Genomic DNA, 16,715 nt, shown 5'->3' on the forward strand with positions numbered 1-16,715 from the left:
CGGACCGCCGCTCCGGGTCAGGATCCTTCGATCAGCGACCGGCCCCATGACTCCCGTCCGGCTCCTCTTTGGCGCTCCTCTTTGGCGCTCCTGTTCGGCTCCTGTTCGACTCCTGTCAGATTCCTGTCAGGTTCTCCGAGGTGGGGCAACCGGTGATGACACGTCACCCTCTCCCCGGTGCGGGGAGGTGCTCCTGGGATTCCTGGGGCGCTGAAGCACGACCAACGATGAGGAGACACCATCGTGAGACAGGTCTCACGCGCGCTGACGGCTGCCTTGGCGGCCGTGGCGCTGGCGGCGGGTGTGCCAGGGCCGGCGCATGCGCAGCCGGCCGCCGAGTCCATACCCGGCGCGCCGCCGGGCGCCTCCGGGGAGCGGCTGCCGGAGGGGTGGCGTGTCGAGGGCGGGGAGCTGGTCTGGAGCTCGCCCGAGCCCGTGGGCATGGGTGGCGCCCTGGTCGAGTTCCGCTCGGGGGAGCGGACCCTCGGCGTCCCGAAGCCCTCCCCCGACCAACGCACCTTCCGTCTCAGCCTCGACGGGGCGAAGGTCGGCCCGGTGAGCGAACTGCAGGTGGTCGCCGGTTCGCGGCGGCTGGACGCCGCAAAGGCCGACCAGGCACCCGGTCAGCGGCGCTCGTCGGCTGCGGAGGCGCCCCAGGAGCCGTTCCCCGCCAACCCGGTCGACCCCGGTGTCGCCGGTAAGTACCACACCATCAGCGGTGAGTACTCCCTGAAGTCGGTGAGGCTGCCGGGCTACGCCGAGCCCGTGGAGATGCGCGCCACGGTCGTCGGCCCGACGGACGCGCCGGGGAAGCGACCGCTGGCGCTCTTCGTCCACGGCCGCAGCGCCACCTGCTACGAGCCCGGCAAGAACAGCGCGGGCATGGAGTGGCCGTGCAAGCCGGGCAACAAGGAGATCCCGAGCTACCGAGGCTTTCTGCACGACCAGAAGCTCCTGGCATCCCAGGGCTATGTGACGGTCTCCATCTCCGCGAACGGTGTCAACGCGCAGGACGGCCGCGCGGCCGACTTCGGGGCGCAGGCCCGCTCGTCCCTGGTGCGCCGGCACCTCGCCCGCTGGGCGGAGTGGGGCGCGAACCCCGCGAAGGCCCCCGAGACCGTGCGCGCGACGGAGCCCGCGGACCTCTCGAAGGTGCTCCTGGTCGGCCACTCCCGGGGCGGCGAGGGCGTCAACCGGGCCGCTCTCGACAGCGTCTCCCCGCCGCCGCCCGCCGAGGACGGCTACCGGGGGCCGGTGAGCTGGCGGATCCGCGGCACCGTCCTGATCGGCCCCACCAACTTCGGCCAGAACCCCACGCCCGACGTGCCCTCCATGACCATCCTGCCGGGCTGTGACGGCGATGTGAGCGACCTCCAGGGCCAGATGTACCTCGACGGCACCCGGGGCATCGGCCAGGGCACGGCGCTGCACAGCGCGGTGTACATGGTCGGCGCCAACCACAACTTCTTCAACACGGAGTGGACGCCCGGCCAGGCCGAGGCCCCGGCCGCCGACGACTTCTGGGACGACAAGAACAACCCGGACCCGGTCTGCTCGGCACGGGCCAAGACCCGGCTGAGCGCCAAGCAGCAGCAGACGGCGGGCACCACCTACATCGCCGCCGCCGCGCGGCTCTTCCTCGCGGGCGACGACCGGGTCCGCCCGCTGCTCGACGGCTCCGACCGGCGCGCGCCCTCGGCCGATCCCGCCCGGGTACTGACCCACGCCGTCGGCGGCAACCGCACCCCGGCGATCCGGCCCGACGACCCGCTCTCGGTGACGAACGGGCGCGTGTGCCAGCAGGTCACGACGAGCGCCACCCGGGCCTGTATGCCTGACTCCGCCCCCGGTAGGTCGCCGCACTTCGCGTCCTGGGCGGAGACCACCAGCGAGCCGGGCCGCAACGCGGTCACGGCCCGCTGGACCGAGCCGGGCACCCCGGTCCGGCTGACGCCGGAGCGAGCCTTCTCGCTGGCGGGCTCCGACGCGCTCGCCCTGCGGGTGATGGTGCCGCCGAACACCCGGGGCACCCGGCTCGACGTCGCCCTCACCGACACCTCCGGCAAGCGGGTGAGGCTCGGTCAGGTCACCGTCGACGGCCTTCCCGGCTCCGACTCGACGGCCGCGCACTGGGCGCGTGAGGTCCGCGTCCCGCTGAAGGCCGCCGTCGGCGCCGGTGTCGACCTGAAGCGGACACAGTCGCTGGAGCTCACCCCACGCAGCAGCTCCGGCGAGCTCTGGTTGATGGACGCCTGGGGCTGGCGCCCCGGCACCCCGGCGGTACGCCCCGTCGCGCTCTCGCGTGTCGACATCGGCAGGCTGACGGTCAAGGAGGGCGACTCCGGCACCCGCACCTACCGCGTGCCCGTCCAGGTCACGGGCAAGGGCAACGGCGTGATCAAGCTCGCCGTCCGCGACCCGGAGACCCGCAAGTCCACCATCCGCACCGTGACGGTGAAGGCCGGTGGCTCCGTGGACGTGCCGATCACGGTCACGGGCAACTCCCGCTACAACTACGACCTCAGCCACGAGGTCGCGGCCAAGGCCGTGCGCGGCACTGCGGTCGGCGGCGCCTTCGGGGGCGTGCTCGTCGAGAACGACGACCCCATGCCCACGGTCACCGTGACCCCGGTCGCCGACTCGGTCACCGAGGGCCAGAAGCTCACCTGGAAGGTGGAGCTCTCCCAGCCCGCCGACATCAGCATCGAGACGCGGTTCGACCTCCTGCCGGCGCGCGAGGGCACGGAGCTGTCCACGAAGGATGTCGACGAGGAGTGGCTCTCCAGCCTCGGCGAGGCAGCCGACCCGGAGCGGCCCCTGTCCACGAACAGTCCCTCCCTCTGGGTGTCCGTCCCCAAGGGCAAGACGAGCACCGAAGTGTCCGTGCCCACGGTCACCGACGCGCTGACCGAGTCGGAGGAGTCCCTGCGGATGCAGGTGAACATCCTCAAGGAGAACGAGTGGTTGGAGGGCCCCCTCCTCACGGGGAAGGTCACGGACGCGCGCCAGGGCTGACGCCTGGGGGCCACGTACCGCGCTGACGGTGCCTGAGCGCACCACCTGGCCGATGGCACCGGCCCCCGCCACGGGGACCGGTGCCATCGGCGTGAGGGGGCCACGCGGGGACTGCCGAACCGGATCGGGGTGGTGAAGCTCCTCCCGTAATCCTGTCCTCCCGGCGGCCCCTTCGGTCCGGGGGTCCTACGCGTCGGCGAGCAGTGGGTCATAGGCGGTCGAGCGCCGGCGGCCCGACATGAAGGAGAGAAAGTCCTTCACGAACGCGCTGCGTGAGTACCTTGCGTCGGCGTCGGACACCGTGCGCCGGAACCCGGTCCGGAACAGGGCCCGGTACTCGTCCGCGTCGATGAACTGGTTGCCGTCCGCGTCGGTGACGTCGAAGAGCACTTCGGCGACCCTGATCAGCGCGGGCCCGGCGAGGGAGGGGACAGCGGCGGCGTACTCCTCCTTGCTGATGCGGCCGTCGCCGTCGATGTCGAGGGCCGCCTGGAGTTCCCTCAACCACTCGGCATACGCGTGGTAGAGCCTGGTCTCCTCCGGTTCGTCCAGATCGAGGCGGGAGGACAGCTCCCGGGCCATGGCGGCGAGATCGGGCCAGTCCAGGTAGCCGTCGCCGGTCTGGTCCAGCACCGCGGTGAAGAATTCGTCAGCGCTCCGCTGTGATCCGGTTCTCTCGGCGGGACCGTGCTGCACGGCAAACGGCGTGACCAGCCGGAACAGAGCGCCGACCTGTTTCATCCGGCCGCGCAGCGCGGTGAGCGTCGCGGCTTGAGGGACGTCGCTGTCCGAGGACAGGTAGAGCAGGCTGGTGAGACCCTCGGCCCGGAGCCAGTTGTCGGGCAGGAAGCGCGCCGGGCCGACGGCCACGCAGACGCTTTGCATCAGCGTCTGGGCGCCAGGGATTTCGGGCAGACCCGCCTGTCGGCGGAAGGGCTCGGGGAGGGACGCCACCGTGATCGTGCCGATGACCGGGCCTGCGAGCGCGCGGCCCGCCGCCCATACGGTGGGCAGGCCGTCCAGCAGGGGCTGTGCCGGGAGATGGTCGAAGAGCTTGTAGAGAATGATGCGCAGCGCCTCCGTGTCCGCCAGTTCCTCCTGGACCATGTGGTCGTCAGGCCGACGTCCAGGCGGTGCCACTCGACGAGCTGGTGGCGGAATCCGTACGACGCACGGGCCTGGAGACGCGGGTCGGGGTGACCGGCCACCCGGTCGCCGAGACCGACCCGCGCCGTCTCGACCGCATCGTCACCAACCTGATCCTCAACGCCCACCGCCACGGCGCGACGCCGGTCGAGGTCACGGTCGACGGCACGACCATCGTCGTACGCGAACACGGCCCCGGCTTCTCCCCGGAACTCCTCGCCCACGGACCCCAGCGCTTCCGCACCGAAGCTGCCGAACGGGGCCACGGACACGGCCTCGGCCTCACCCTCGCCCCCGGCCAGGCCCACGTCATCGGCGCCCACCTCACTCTGGCCAACACCACGCCCCACGGAGCCGTCGCCACACTGGAACTGCCCCGCCAAGCGGACCCGCCGGCAGTCTGACCTACGGCCGGCAGAGCGGCAGGCCCCCTCCTGCTGCTCCGTGGTTGCAGTTCCGGTTGCGTTCGCCCACGTACAGCACCGTTCAGAAGCCCCGCCCGCAGCTGCTGCACCGCAGATCAGAACGCTCCGGTACGTCTTCGAACCCCCGGACGAACCCTTGGAAAGCGTGTTGGGGGCAACCCCTCACGAGTTCGAATCTCGTATCCTCCGCCATTGCTCTCACCGGGCAATACGTCGAAGGGCCCCGCAGCTTGCTGTGGGGCCCTTCGACGTTCGTGGTCTCAGTTTCCGTCTCAGTTGGGGTCTGCGGCCCGCTCTGCGGGGTCCGAGCCGGTGTCGGGGCCTGCCTCCTCGGTTGCGTCACCGACCTGCTCGGCGACGTTCTTCAGCATGGGACCGGTGACGTGCAGGTACCCGGCGCGCATCCGCGCCGAGCCGCCGGGCTCCCAGCCCGTGATCGCGTCGACCACCACATCGGGGACTCCCAGCAGCAGGATGGTCCCGGCGATGTGGCGTGCGTCACGAAGGCAGCCGTCCCGCGCGCCCGCGTCGTCCAGAGCTTCTTCCAGTGCTGGTAGTCGGCATTCGGAATGAGCGGGCCCCAGTTGGCTGCGCGAAGACGCACCCTTGTCCTCCCACTCGTCCCCGGCTTGCTTCCGCTCCCACGCCTGGGCGTCCTGGTGCTCCCGGAGGAGCTCGATGATCAGGTCCCGAAGCCCGATGGTGCGGCAGCCGGCACGCGACTTGGTGTTCTTGAACTCGCGGCGTCGGTCGTTCTGCTTCACGGAACGCCCTCGGCGGGGTTCAGCGGCACAAGGCGGTGTCCACGGCGCGTTCGAGATTCCTCCGGCCCGCCTCGTCGGTGAGCTGCATGGTGACCGCGACGTTGATGGCGCGGCCGTCGTCGGTGGCGCCGCCCCGGGTCTCGTACCCCGGGAAGCTGCCGCCGTGGCCCCAGGAGAGGCCGCCGCACGGCAACGGCCTGCTGACAAGTCCAAGTCCGTAGCGGGCACCGGGGCCGAAGGTCGCTTCGGCGGGGACGGTGGAGCGCATCTGGGCTAGCTGGGCCGAGGGCAGGAGGCGACCGGCCAGGAGTGCGCTGAAGAAGCGGTTGAGGTCGGAGCCGGTGGAGACCATCTGGCCTGCCGCCCAGCCCCAGGAGGGGTCGATCTCCGTGATGTCGCGCAGCGGCGCGTCCGCCGATTCCCGGTAGTAGCCGTGGGGGTGGGGCTCCCGGATGCTCGCGTCACCGGGGGCGGGGAAGTAGGTGTGGCGCAGCCCGGCGCGTCGGACGACGCGCCGGTCGATCTCCTCGGCCAGGGGGCGGCCGGTGACCTTCTGGACGATCAGGCCGGCGAGCACGTAGTTGGTGTTGCTGTACTTCCAACTCGTCCCGGGGGCGAAGTCGGCCGGGTGCTGGAGGGCTGTGGCGAGCAGTTCGCGGGGGGCGTAGTACCGGACGTCGTCCCCGAGGTAATTGCTGTAGTTGGGGAGTCCGCTGGTCTGCTGGAGGAGCTGGCGGACGGTGATGCGCCGTCCGTCGATCCCCTCCCCGCGGACGAGGCCGGGCAGGTAGGTGTCGACGGAGGCGTCCAGGTCCACCCTCCGCTCCGCGACGAGCTGGAGGACGACGACCGCGACTAAGGTCTTGGTGTTGCTGCCGATCCGCACCTGCCCGTCGACGGGTACCGGTGCGCCGGTGGCCAGGTCGCCGAGCCCTGCGGTGTAGGTACGGGTGCGGCCGTTCCGGTCCTGGACGCTCGCCAGCGCGGCGGGCATCCCGTCGTCGCGCACCAGCGCGTTCAGGCTCTGCTGGACGGCGTCCGGCCTGACGGCGGAGGCGGCGGGCGGGGCGAGGGCACCCAGCGTCATGACGCCGATGGCCACCGCGACCGCGGCGGGCAGGGCCCGTCGCCGCGTGCCCTGCTGCCGGCCCGGCGAGCGAAGCCCTTGCCGTGTCTGTCCACGCATGAGTCAACTCCTGAGGAATCGTTGGATCGTCGTTCGGGTTGCCGGGTTGCCGGGTGCGTGATTCAGCCGCACAGGGCCCTGTCCACGGCGTCCTTCACGTGCTGCGTGGCCGCCTCGTCCGTCGGGATGCTGGTGACCGCGACGTTGGCGGCGCGGCCGTCGTCGGTGACACCGCCCCGGGTCTCGTACCCCGCGATGTCGCCGCCGTGGCCCCAGTAGACGCCGCCGCACGACAGCGGCCTGCTCGTGAGCCCCAGCCCGTAGCGGAGGCCGGAGGTCCCGGCGGGGACGGTCGTGCGCATCTCGGCGAGCTGGGCCGCCGGGAGGAGGCGGCCGCCGAGGAGCGCGGTGAAGAAGCGGTTGAGGTCGGAGTTGGTGGAGATCAACTGGCCTGCGGCCCAGCCTGCGGAGGGGTCCATCTCCGTGAAGTCGCGCAGCGGTCCGTCCGCCGGGTTGCGGTGGTAGCCCTGGGGGTGCGGCTCTCGGATGGTCATCTCGCCGGGGGCGGGGAAGTAGGTGTGGCGCAGACCGATGCGCTTGATGATGCGCCGGTCCATCTCCTCGGCGAGGGGGCGGCCGGTGACCTTCTGGACGATCAGGCCGGCCAGGACATAGTTGGTGTTGCTGTACCCCCACGTCGTCCCCGGAGCCGCGTCGGCCTTGTACCGGAGGGCGATGTCGAGCAGCTCGCGGGGCTCGAAGTACCGGTTCCTGATCTCGTCGTCGTCGACGTGGATGCCGTACTCGGGGAGTCCGCTGGTGTGCTGAAGGAGCTGGCGGACGGTGATGCGGCGCCCGTCGATTCCCTCTCCGCGGACGAGGCCGGGCAGGTAGGTGTCGACGGTGGCGTCGAGGCCGATCTTCCCTTCGCCGACCAACTGCAGGACCACGACCGCCGTGAACGCCTTGGTGTTGCTGCCGATCCGTACCTGGCCGTCCCTGGGCACCTTCGAGCTGGTGGTCAGGTCGCCGACTCCTGCGATGTAGGTGCGGGTGCGGCCGTTCCGGTCCTGGACGCTCGCCAGCGCGGCGGGCATCCCGTCGTCGCGCACCAGCGCGTTCAGGCTCTGCTGGACGGCGTCCGGCCTGGCGGCGGCAGCAGCGGAGGCGGCGGGCGGGGCGAGGGCACCCAGCGTCATGACGCCGATGGCCACCGCGACCGCGGCCGACACGGCTCGTCGCCGCCTGCCGCCCTGCTGCCGGGTCGAGGAACGAAGGCCCTGTCGGGTCTGAGCACGCATAAGTCAACTCCTGGAGAATCGTTTGGTCGGGGCACGATCCTGGTTCCCAGGACCCTCTGACCGCATCGCGGGAAGGCGGGAGAAATCGCTCCCCCGATCGGGGGAGGCTGCTGGTGGGTTGCCCGGCAATACTGGCGACCATGATCAGGGGAATTCGGCCGCTGCTGCGCGGCTCCACGTATTCGGGTGTGCTGTTCGCCTATTGCGGCGCGCTGGCGAGCCTTCCGCTGCTGCCTTTCGCCCTGTTGCCGGCGCTGTCGTGGCGATCCGCTCCCAAGAGCGTGCAGTTGGTCCTGGTCCTGCTGTTCTGGGCGGTACTGGTCGGCGTGGTCGGACTGGCGCGCCCCGTACGGCGGGCGCTGGTCGTGTCCGCCCGCCGTCTGCTGCGGGTGCCGCTGCCGGATCCGGTGGCCGGTCGCCGGGCCTCCGGTTCACTCGACCTCGACCGCTGGCGGACCCCGCTCTGGCTGGTGCTGCACGTGGCCGTCGGGTGGACGGGGGCGCTGGCGAGCGGGGTGCTGTTCATCATGGGCCTCTCCCTGCCGGGGAACTGGCTCGGCGGCGAGGCGCGGGCGAGTCTGTTCGGCACGTCGGTCCGGGTGTCGGGCGGGTGGAGCTGGGTGGTGGCGGCCGTGTGCATCCTGCTGGCGGTGGCCGTCTGCGTACTGGTGACGAAGGCTCTGCGGTGGTCGGCGCCACGGCTGCTGGGGCCGTCGGCGGCCGAACGGCTCGCGCTGGCTGCCGCGCGGGAACTGCTGCTGGCCGAACGCAATCGGATTGCCCACGAGTTGCACGACTCGATCGGGCACACGCTGACGACGGCCACCATCCAGGCGGCGGTGGCGGACGAGGTGCTCTCCGCCGACCCGGCGGCGGCGCGGGCCGCCATGCGCAGCATCGAGGAGTCGACGCGGGCCGCGCTGGAGGACCTGGACTACGTGCTCGGAGTGCTGCGCGAGGAACAGTCGGGGACGGCGCCGACCCGGACCCTGGCCGACCTCCCCGAGCTGCTGGACCGCCTGCGGCACGCGGGGGCGGTGGTGGAACCGGAGCTGTCGGGCGAGCTGGCGCAGGTGCAGGGGACGCTCTCCCGGGCGGCGTACCGGATTCTCCAGGAGGGGTTGACGAACGCGCTGCGCCACGGGGCGGGCGGCCCGATCGAGGTCCGAGTGGCGGCCGGGCCGGACGGACTGGATCTCACGGTGGTCAACCGGACCGGGGCACGGATGGGCCCGGGCCCGGGGGTCTTCCCGACCTCCGGTCACGGTCTGCCCGGACTGGCCGAGCGCGTCCGGCTGCTGCATGGTGAGTTCCAGGCCGGCCCGGACGGGACGCAGCACTGGCGACTGGCCGTCCGGCTGCCGGTACGGGTGTCGGCGTGAGTGGATCCGACGCGAGCGAAGGCATGGCCCTCCCTGCCGTCACCAGCCCCGCCGTCACCCTCCTGATCGCGGACGACGACGAGGTGACCCGCAGCGGCCTGCGCATGCTGCTCGCCGCACAGCCGGGGATCACGGTGGTCGGCGAGGCCGCCGACGGCGTCGAGGCGGTCGAACGGGCGCGGAGCCTACGGCCGGACGTGGTCCTGATGGACGTCCGGATGCCGCGTCGCAACGGGATCGAGGCCACCCGCCAACTGCTGGCCGAAGCGGCCGACCCGCCGAAGGTCGTGGTGATCACCACCTTCGAGAACGACGGCTACGTCACCGCCGCCCTCAGCGCGGGCGCCAGCGGCTTCGTCCTCAAGCGCCTCCCGGTCCGCCAGATCGCCGAGGCGGTCCGGGTGGTGGCGGCGGGCGAAGCGGTCCTCTTCCCGGCCGCACTGGGCCGCATGGTCGCCGCCCGCCCGCTGGGCTCCGCCGAGGTCCTGCCGCAGGCCGCCCTGACCTGCCGGGAAGAGGAGGTGCTGCGCCTGATGGCCACCGGGCTCTCCAATCCGGAGATCGCGGAGTCCCTCACGGTGAGCCTGGAGACGGTCAAGACCCACGTCGGAAACGTGCTGACCAAGCTCGGCGCGCAGAACCGGACCCATGCGGTCGTGATCGCGTACGAATCCGGCCTGGTGGTCCCGGGCTTCGCCGGCTGACCGGCTTCCGCGGCCCTCCCCGGTCCCCCGGACGAACATTTGGAAAGCGTGTTGGGGGCAACCCCTCACGAGTTTGAATCTCGTATCCTCCGCCATTGCCCACTGTGCTCCGTTCATGGCTTGGACCTGCCCCGGTACAAGGCAGCACATTCCGAAGCATGCCGAGCAGCCCCGCAGCCTGACGCCCGACGGGGTGCAGGTCATAGGTAGAACGCTCAAGACCAACCGGACAACGAGTCGGCCCACGCGAGGACGCTTCAAGGAGTCCGGCACGTGAACGCACGAACGACATCGCCGCAGCAGCTGCCCCGAGCTCGGTCCCGAACCCGGCCCCGAAGCCGCTATCCGGTAGCCGATGTCTTCCTACCGCGCACCCAGCAGTTCGAGGATCTTGTTGACCGCATCGAGGACCGGCTGGCCGACGACGCCGACCGTCGCGGCGATGCCTGCGATGGCCATCAGAGCGCGGTGTCTGTCCTGCGGCGGCGCGCCGTCGTCGGCGCTGATGTCCGCAAGGGATTCATCGATGGCCTGGGCGCTCGCCGGCGGAACCCGGTCGCGGAGTTCCTCGACCAGCTGGAGCAGTTCCTCAACGGCCGACTGCAGTGCGGGAGACACCGCTGCGGCGTCGGCGGCCACCGCCTGGTTCTTGACGATGCCGGTGTTGCCCCGCCCGCCGTGCATGTTCACGTTGTCGCCGAAGTAGTAGCTGTCGCCGCTCATGCGCTCGCCATCCCGACGTTTCCGGTGCCGCCGTACATGTTGACGTTGTCCCCGAAGTAGTAGTTCTTGGGGCTGATCGTGATGGTCTCCACCTTCACCTGGAACTCGGTTTCGGGATTCTCGATCGCGTGGGCGATGTAGCCGACGAGCTGGTTCAGGTGTTCCCGGTTGGCGCTGGTCACGACCGCGGTGGACGGGCCGGACGTTTCGACGGCAAGTACGTAGTGCGACTGAGCCGCCAATACGGAGATCAGCTCCACGACGAAGTAGATCAGCCCAGCCACCGTGACGCACCAGACGAAGGTGACAATGCCGCCGCCCACGTCCTCACTCCCTATGGTGGCCACGGCGCCGAGGATCGTGAGGGCAATCGCGACCGCCAGCGTGATCGCGACGTTCCTGCAGAAGCGGACGATGGCTTCCTTGCGCCTGGGGTGGATGGTGAGCGTGTACACCCGCGCGATGTTCTGCAGCGGATAGGCGGCGCCGCCGACCCACAGCAGCCGCTTGCTGACCCGCAGATCGACGTCGACGCCGCGTAAGAGCGGTGGCACCGGGGGTGGGGGCGGGGCGTTCCGCGGCCGCTCCGCCGGATCTGTTGGCTCCATGCCGTTCCCCCTGAGGTTGATGCAATGCCAACTACACGTAGACCAACATAAACCACGTGGTACGTGCTCACTGCAAGCCAGTAAGCATCGTCAAGTAGGCGGCGCCTTGGGCGAGTTGGTGGCCCGAAAGAGGGGAAGGGGCCTGGCGACCGGTGTATGTCGGCCCTGCGACGTGAGCCGTCGCTGCTCGGCCGGATCGCCCGGGTGCTGCTCGATCAGCACTTCCCGCCGTCGCTCCACGGCGAATTGCGCGAGGCGGTGGGGCTGGAGCTGGAGCCGGTGGAGTCCGGACCGCTTCCGGCCGGGCGGCGGCAACGAGACCGGCGGATGCGGGAGATGGTGCTGACCGCCTAGGAGTACCAGTGCGCCTTCTGCGGCTACGACGGCAGAATCGGCGCGGTGCCGGTCGGGTTGGAGGCCGCGCACGTGCGCTGGTGGGCGTTCGACGGTCCGGACGACATCGACAACGGGCTGTGCCTGTGCGCACCGCATCACAAGCTGTTCGACAAGGGCGCCCTCGGCGTCGGCGAGGGCCACCGCATCCTGGTGTCGCAGGAGTTCGTCGGGCGAAGCCCGGCAGCCCGCGAGCATGTGACAGCGCCCCGGCCCCGCGTGCCCGTGCTCGGGCGACAGCCGTTATCGGACAAGGTCGCCTATCGGACAAGGTCGCCCGAATCGCGGTGGAAACGGCCGGGGCGACGTAGAACTCATGGAGGCGGGCGGCTCAGGAGGTCGCGTACGGGGCAGGGCGGGCCGCGTACGGGGCGCACGGGGAAGGCGACGGGTGCTGTCGGACGAGACTTGGCGCGAGCTACGGGGCCAGGGGGCGACCCGCACCTTTCGCGAGCGCAGCGTGATGCTGAGGCAGGGATCCGCGGGGACACACCTGCTCGCCCTCACCGACGGGCTCGCCAAGGTCGTGTGCCGGGAGCCGGGCGGGGCCGTGACCTGGCTGGCCTTCCGGGGGCCGGGCGACCTGCTGGGCGAGGTGTCCGTCTTCCACGGCACCACGCGCACGGCGGAAGTGGTCGCGCTCACCCCTTGCACGGCCGTCGTGCTGGAGGCCGAGCGGTTCCGCCGGTTCATCGAACAGCGCGGGCTCGTCATGGACTTGATGCGCCAGGCGCTCGCCCGGCTGCGGGAGTCCGACGCACACCGCACCGAACTGCTGACCCTTCCGCTGGTCGCCCGGCTGGCGCGGGCACTCCTGAGACTGGTCGAACTCACCGCGCCGGGGCGCGAATCGGAGGTCGTACGGCTGACCGGCCTGAGCCAGGAGGAGATCGCCCAGGCGACCGGAGTCACCCGCAACGCGGTCATCACCGGACTGCAACGGCTGCGCGAGTCCGGGGCGGTGGAGACGGCCCGCAGAACGATCGTCATCAAGGACATGAAGACGCTGCGCGACTGGGCGATGACCGGCCCGGGAACCACGCCCGCGGCGCCCTTCTGGCCGCCCCCGGGCCGGTGAGCGCGCCCACGCTATGACGTGGGACACCCGCGGACTGCCCTGCGCTGTGCAGTCGGGCGGGCGGAACCGGCGGAACCTCGAATCAGCCGGCCACCGGCTTCGTGACCGTCCCGCCGTCCCGCCCTCCACGAGGAGATCACGCATGTCCAGCCCCGTTCCCGCCCCGTACGCCGAGAGCCGTCCGCTGCCTCCCTACCGGGCCCTGTTCGCCGTCGACGCGAAGGACTTCACCGGCCTTCCCGCCGTGCAGCACGGTCCGGTGAGCCAGTTGATCCCCGAACTCGTGGACCAGGCGCTGGACCGTGCCGGGCTCCACGAGCTGCGCGAGGCCAAGCGGTTTTTGGCCAACACCGGGGACGGCGTGGTGTTCGGCTTCGATCCGGCGTTGCTGCCCTTCGTCCTCTGGCCGTTCCTGGGCGTGCTCGACGACACGCTCGGCGCGTACAACAAGCAGTGCGTGGGCCCCCGCATCCGGCTCCGGGCCAGCGTCCACGTCGGGCCGCTGCCGGACGCGGACCGTCCCGGCGACGGCAACGGCACCGCCCGCAACGACACGCACCGGCTGCTGGACTCCCGTCCGGTCAAGGCCATCCTGACCGCGGCGAGCGAGCAGGTCACCCACCTGGCGGCGGTCGTCTCCCAGCGCGTCTACGAGGACGTCGTGCTCGGCGGGTACACCGGACTGCACCCCGACCGCTGTGTGGAGGTCCCGGCCACCGTGGAGGGGAAGAACTTCTCGCAGCGGGCATGGCTGTACGTCCCGTCGCCGTCCGGAAACCTCGTGCAGGCCGGCGTGCGACCGCGCGAGGAACCCGCGCCGCCGGCCGACCCCTCCGCCGACCGGGAACAGGCCCCGGCGACGTCGCCCGGCACGCACTACAGCGGCAACACGCAGCACGTGGGCGAGGGTGCCGCCGTGATGGGAAGCGTCGGGCGGGACGTCACGTACACCGGCGGCTCCACCACGTACCACGGCACCAACCAGCACTGGGGCGGCGGCGACAACGTCTCGGGCGACAAGCGGGTCGGCGGCGCCGGGGACCCCCGGTGAGCGCCGGCGCGGACACCACCGCCCCCGGCCCGGACGACGAGGATTCCGAAGGCGGTCCCGGCCCGGGGAACTCCTACCGCGACAACCAGCAACGGGTGGACCAGGGCTTCGCGGTCATGGGCGGGATCGCGGGCGACGCCAACGTGTTCATCGGCGTCCACCCCGACGAGGACGTCAGCGAGCGCATCCTCAAACCCCGGCTGCGGGAGGGCCCCTACCCCGCGTACGACGTGCGCGCCCGTCTGCGCGGGTTCGTCGAACCACCGACCCACACCCGGTGCCGGAAGGTGCTGGACAGCCACCTCCTGGTCCTGCGGGCCGGGAGCGGCACGGGGGCGGGCACGGCCGCGTTCGCGCTGCTGGAGGAGCGGTACGGGGCCGACGGCATCACCGGTCTGGACTCGCCCGACGACCTGTCGCGGTGGAGCCCCAAGGAGCGGCGCGGCTATCTGCTCCAGGGGCTGTCCCCGAAGGCCGCCGACCTGCTCGGTGAAGTCGCGCTCACCGCACTGGCCTCGCTGCTGCGCCGGTCGGGCGCCCATCTGGTCGTCACCGTACGGATGGAGACGGCGCTGCCCGGCGACACGCTGCCCTGGCAGGTCACGCACCGCCCGCCGCCGCCCGCCGAGGTGGCCGTGAAGCGCCTGAGCACCATGGCCGAGGCGGGTGAACTCACCGTCGGTCAGGAGGCCGACGCGCTGCGGCACCTCGCTTCGCCGGACTTCACCGGTCAGCTGGACACGCACCCGCTGCCGGGGGACGGTGTCGCGGTGGCGCAGGGGCTGCGCGACCTCGTCGTTGCGGGGAAGTCCGCCGCTTCCGTACTCGCCGACCTGCGCACCGGCAGCCCCGCGGCGGCCCGCGAGGCCCTCGCGGAGGCGCGCGACCGGGCGGACCTGATCTCGCTGATGGCGGCGATCTCGCTGCTGCCCGACCAGGACCGTACGGTCGTCGAGCGGTTCGGCGCGATCCTGCGCCCCCACATCGACGGCCGCGGCGGCCCGGCACCGGCAGTGGCCGGGGGACCTGGGCGCGGCAAGGGGGCGGCGGCCCGGCACGACGTGCTCGGGCCGGCCTTCGAGGACCGGCTGGCGGCCGTCGGCGCGCGCCTGCTGCCGCCCCGGTACGGAGCGGCGCAGCGCTATCCGGTCCAGCCGGTCGACTTCTCCGGACGGCACCGGTCGGACGCCCTGCTCCGGTCGCTGTGGCTGGAGTACGAAGGCATGGCGGAGCTGCTGTGGAAGAGCCTGGACGAGGCTCCCCATCATCCCGGCGTCGAACTGGCGGCGGGCGAGGCGATCGGGAAGGTGCTGGCCCACGCGACCGGGCCGGACACCCTGCGCCAGCTGCACCCCTTCGCCGCGTCGGACAAGCGCTGGCGCCGCCGCCTGGTGGCCAACGCGCTCGGCGAGATGGTCCAGCACCCCGCCCTCACCGGAGCGGTACGGGAGCAGTTGCGGCAGTGGAGCCGGGCCGCCCCCGTCGCTCTCCGCTGCACCGTGGCCGAGACCTGCGGGGGCAGCTACGGCCTGGCCCGTCCCGCCGCCGCCCTGAAGCTCCTGGACACCGCGCTCGACAGAACGGGCGAGAAACTGGAGGTCCCGTTGCGCACCGCGGTGTCCTTCGCTCTCAGCGTCCTTCTCTCCGAGGACGCCAACCACGCCCTCGTCCTCGACCTCCTGCGGGAGTGGCAGGGGACCGGTCCGGGCACACCACGTCATGGTCTGGCCGTTCACGCCGTCGAATCGATGAGCAGGGCCTCCTTCCCCCTGCCCAAGGCTCCGGGCGTGCGGCGGGTGCGTCTCGCCGATCTGCTCGCGATCCACCCCGAACGGGCCCGCGGCCTCGTGGTCGCGGCCCTGGACGACCCCGCCACCCACGAAGCGGTGGCGGCGGGCCTGTTCCTGATCGAGGGCGATCCGGAGCTGCGGCGGCGGACCGCCTTCCCGCAGGTCCTCGCCGACCTCGCCGCGTCGGCCCGGAACCACCGCGGCGTCCTGCGCTTCGTCCTGCGTCACCACCGTTCCCGTACGGCCTCGGCGGAAAGGCTCGCCTCATGACCGGCCCGCTCATCTCGCCGCTGGAGTCCTCGGCGGCCTGGCAGTTGTTCCGTCTCCGGTTCGGGGCCCCGGAGGGCCGGGCCCTGGTGTTCCTCGCGGACGGCGGGGAGGACGCGATGGTGCCGCCCCGGGACGGTGACTACTGGGGCTATCCCCGGCCCACGCGGCGCGAGGTGCGTGAGGGGGAGTTCTTCGACATCGTGTGGGTCTCGCTCGCGGAGCGGCGGATCTCGGTCGACATCCCTCGCCGGCCGCCGAAAGCCCCGGCCCGTTACGGAGTCGTCTGGAAGATCAGCAACCCGGTCGTCGCGGCGAGGAACCGGCTCACCGAGGAGCGGGCCCGGCAGCTGGTCGTCGGCCACATCAACGGGAACGCCACGTTGCCCGGTGTCCCCGACCCGTTACGGACGCCGCCGCCCCACTTCGGTACGACCGAGGTGGAACCTCCCGGCCGGCCGAGGGTGATCGACGGCTCCGGCCTCACCTACTGGTTCCTGGACCCGCCGGCCGCGCTCCTGCCCACCCCCGGCACCGGCGCGGCACCCACTCTTCCGTCGGGCTTCGGCGAAGCCCACCGTGAGGCGTACCGCTTCTACCGGGAGGTCGTCGCGGGCGGTCCGGTCGGCCTTGCGGCCCTCTGGCTGCTGCACCGGCCGGAAGAGGCGAAGGACGTGCTCGACTGGACGGTGACCCATCGGGGCCTGCTCTCCGACCGGAACGACTGGGAACACACCCTCGCGGCGGCGCTCCAGTCGCTGACACCGGAGGACCGGAGCTTCGTCGGCGCCAACATGGCGCGGGTCCTGAGCGACGTGGGCGTCCCGCAGGGCGACGAGGTGCTGCGCAGGATCGGCCACACCGATACGGCGGGGGACGAGGGGACGGACCCGTACGGGAAACTTCGGTGATCCCGCGCCCAGGACCGCGAAAAACATAACT

General features: G+C 71.6%; 13 protein-coding genes and 2 pseudogenes. 9 read left to right on the plus strand and 6 right to left on the minus strand.

Annotated elements, in window-relative coordinates:
• Window positions 1–243: 243 nt before the first annotated feature.
• On the plus strand, window positions 244–3,015 hold the full coding sequence (locus OG611_RS06790) for a S9 family peptidase (protein ID WP_266416509.1): 2,772 nt from the start codon (window positions 244–246) through the stop codon (window positions 3,013–3,015).
• 186 nt (window positions 3,016–3,201) lie between these two features.
• Here the strand turns inward: OG611_RS06790 and OG611_RS06795 are convergent.
• A pseudogene (locus OG611_RS06795) lies at window positions 3,202–4,128 on the minus strand (oxygenase MpaB family protein); the annotation flags it as partial.
• 20 nt (window positions 4,129–4,148) lie between these two features.
• Between OG611_RS06795 and OG611_RS06800 the strand changes: the two are divergent.
• A complete protein-coding gene (locus tag OG611_RS06800; protein ID WP_323180116.1) occupies window positions 4,149–4,565 on the plus strand; it encodes a HAMP domain-containing sensor histidine kinase in 417 nt (138 codons plus the stop codon).
• A 293-nt stretch (window positions 4,566–4,858) separates the two neighbouring features.
• Here OG611_RS06800 and OG611_RS06805 read toward each other — a convergent pair whose 3' ends face one another.
• The 3 genes from OG611_RS06805 to OG611_RS06815 all read right to left on the minus strand — a co-directional run bounded on the left by OG611_RS06805 (window position 4,859) and on the right by OG611_RS06815 (window position 7,777).
• Window positions 4,859–5,350, minus strand: a complete 492-nt coding sequence (locus OG611_RS06805) for a hypothetical protein (RefSeq protein WP_266416511.1) — start codon at window positions 5,348–5,350, stop codon at window positions 4,859–4,861.
• Between the two features lie 19 nt (window positions 5,351–5,369).
• Entirely contained in the window at window positions 5,370–6,536 is a 1,167-nt protein-coding gene (locus OG611_RS06810) for a serine hydrolase (protein ID WP_266416513.1), read from the minus strand.
• A gap of 62 nt (window positions 6,537–6,598) precedes the next feature.
• A complete protein-coding gene (locus OG611_RS06815) occupies window positions 6,599–7,777 on the minus strand; it encodes a serine hydrolase (RefSeq protein WP_266416516.1) in 1,179 nt (392 codons plus the stop codon).
• Window positions 7,778–7,917: 140 nt separating this feature from the next.
• Between OG611_RS06815 and OG611_RS06820 the strand changes: the two genes are divergently transcribed.
• Both OG611_RS06820 and OG611_RS06825 read left to right on the plus strand, forming a co-directional pair.
• Window positions 7,918–9,159 (plus strand): sensor histidine kinase, encoded by a 1,242-nt coding sequence (locus tag OG611_RS06820; RefSeq protein WP_266416518.1) that lies wholly within the window; start codon window positions 7,918–7,920, stop codon window positions 9,157–9,159.
• Window positions 9,160–9,182: 23 nt separating this feature from the next.
• The gene (locus OG611_RS06825) at window positions 9,183–9,863 is read left to right on the plus strand and encodes a response regulator transcription factor (protein ID WP_266425598.1); all 681 of its coding nucleotides are present in this window, start codon (window positions 9,183–9,185) and stop codon (window positions 9,861–9,863) included.
• A gap of 363 nt (window positions 9,864–10,226) precedes the next feature.
• Here OG611_RS06825 and OG611_RS06830 read toward each other — a convergent pair whose 3' ends face one another.
• Entirely contained in the window at window positions 10,227–10,586 is a 360-nt protein-coding gene (locus tag OG611_RS06830; protein ID WP_266416520.1) for a hypothetical protein, read from the minus strand.
• Window positions 10,583–11,194: a DUF6232 family protein gene (locus tag OG611_RS06835; RefSeq protein WP_266416522.1), complete on the minus strand. Its 612-nt coding sequence runs from the start codon at window positions 11,192–11,194 to the stop codon at window positions 10,583–10,585. Before OG611_RS06835 ends, OG611_RS06830 begins: the two co-directional genes overlap by 4 nt.
• Window positions 11,195–11,353: 159 nt before the next feature.
• Between OG611_RS06835 and OG611_RS06840 the strand changes: the two are divergent.
• From OG611_RS06840 to OG611_RS06860, 5 genes and pseudogenes are all read left to right on the plus strand, one after another.
• Window positions 11,354–11,848: pseudogene (locus OG611_RS06840) on the plus strand (HNH endonuclease); the annotation flags it as partial.
• 130 nt (window positions 11,849–11,978) lie between these two features.
• Complete coding sequence (locus tag OG611_RS06845; protein ID WP_266416524.1) at window positions 11,979–12,665, plus strand: Crp/Fnr family transcriptional regulator; 687 nt, start codon at window positions 11,979–11,981, stop codon at window positions 12,663–12,665.
• A 142-nt stretch (window positions 12,666–12,807) separates the two neighbouring features.
• Window positions 12,808–13,716, plus strand: a complete 909-nt coding sequence (locus tag OG611_RS06850; RefSeq protein WP_266416526.1) for a hypothetical protein — start codon at window positions 12,808–12,810, stop codon at window positions 13,714–13,716.
• Window positions 13,713–15,776 carry a hypothetical protein gene (locus tag OG611_RS06855; RefSeq protein ID WP_266416528.1) on the plus strand — a complete coding sequence of 688 codons (2,064 nt, stop codon included), beginning with the start codon at window positions 13,713–13,715 and terminating at the stop codon, window positions 15,774–15,776. Before OG611_RS06850 ends, OG611_RS06855 begins: the two co-directional genes overlap by 4 nt.
• The gene (locus OG611_RS06860; protein WP_266416530.1) at window positions 15,773–16,684 is read left to right on the plus strand and encodes a hypothetical protein; all 912 of its coding nucleotides are present in this window, start codon (window positions 15,773–15,775) and stop codon (window positions 16,682–16,684) included. Before OG611_RS06855 ends, OG611_RS06860 begins: the two co-directional genes overlap by 4 nt.
• The last annotated feature ends 31 nt before the right edge of the window (window positions 16,685–16,715 follow it).

It is taken from the genome of Streptomyces sp. NBC_01363 (assembly GCF_026340595.1).
Classification (GTDB): domain Bacteria; phylum Actinomycetota; class Actinomycetes; order Streptomycetales; family Streptomycetaceae; genus Streptomyces.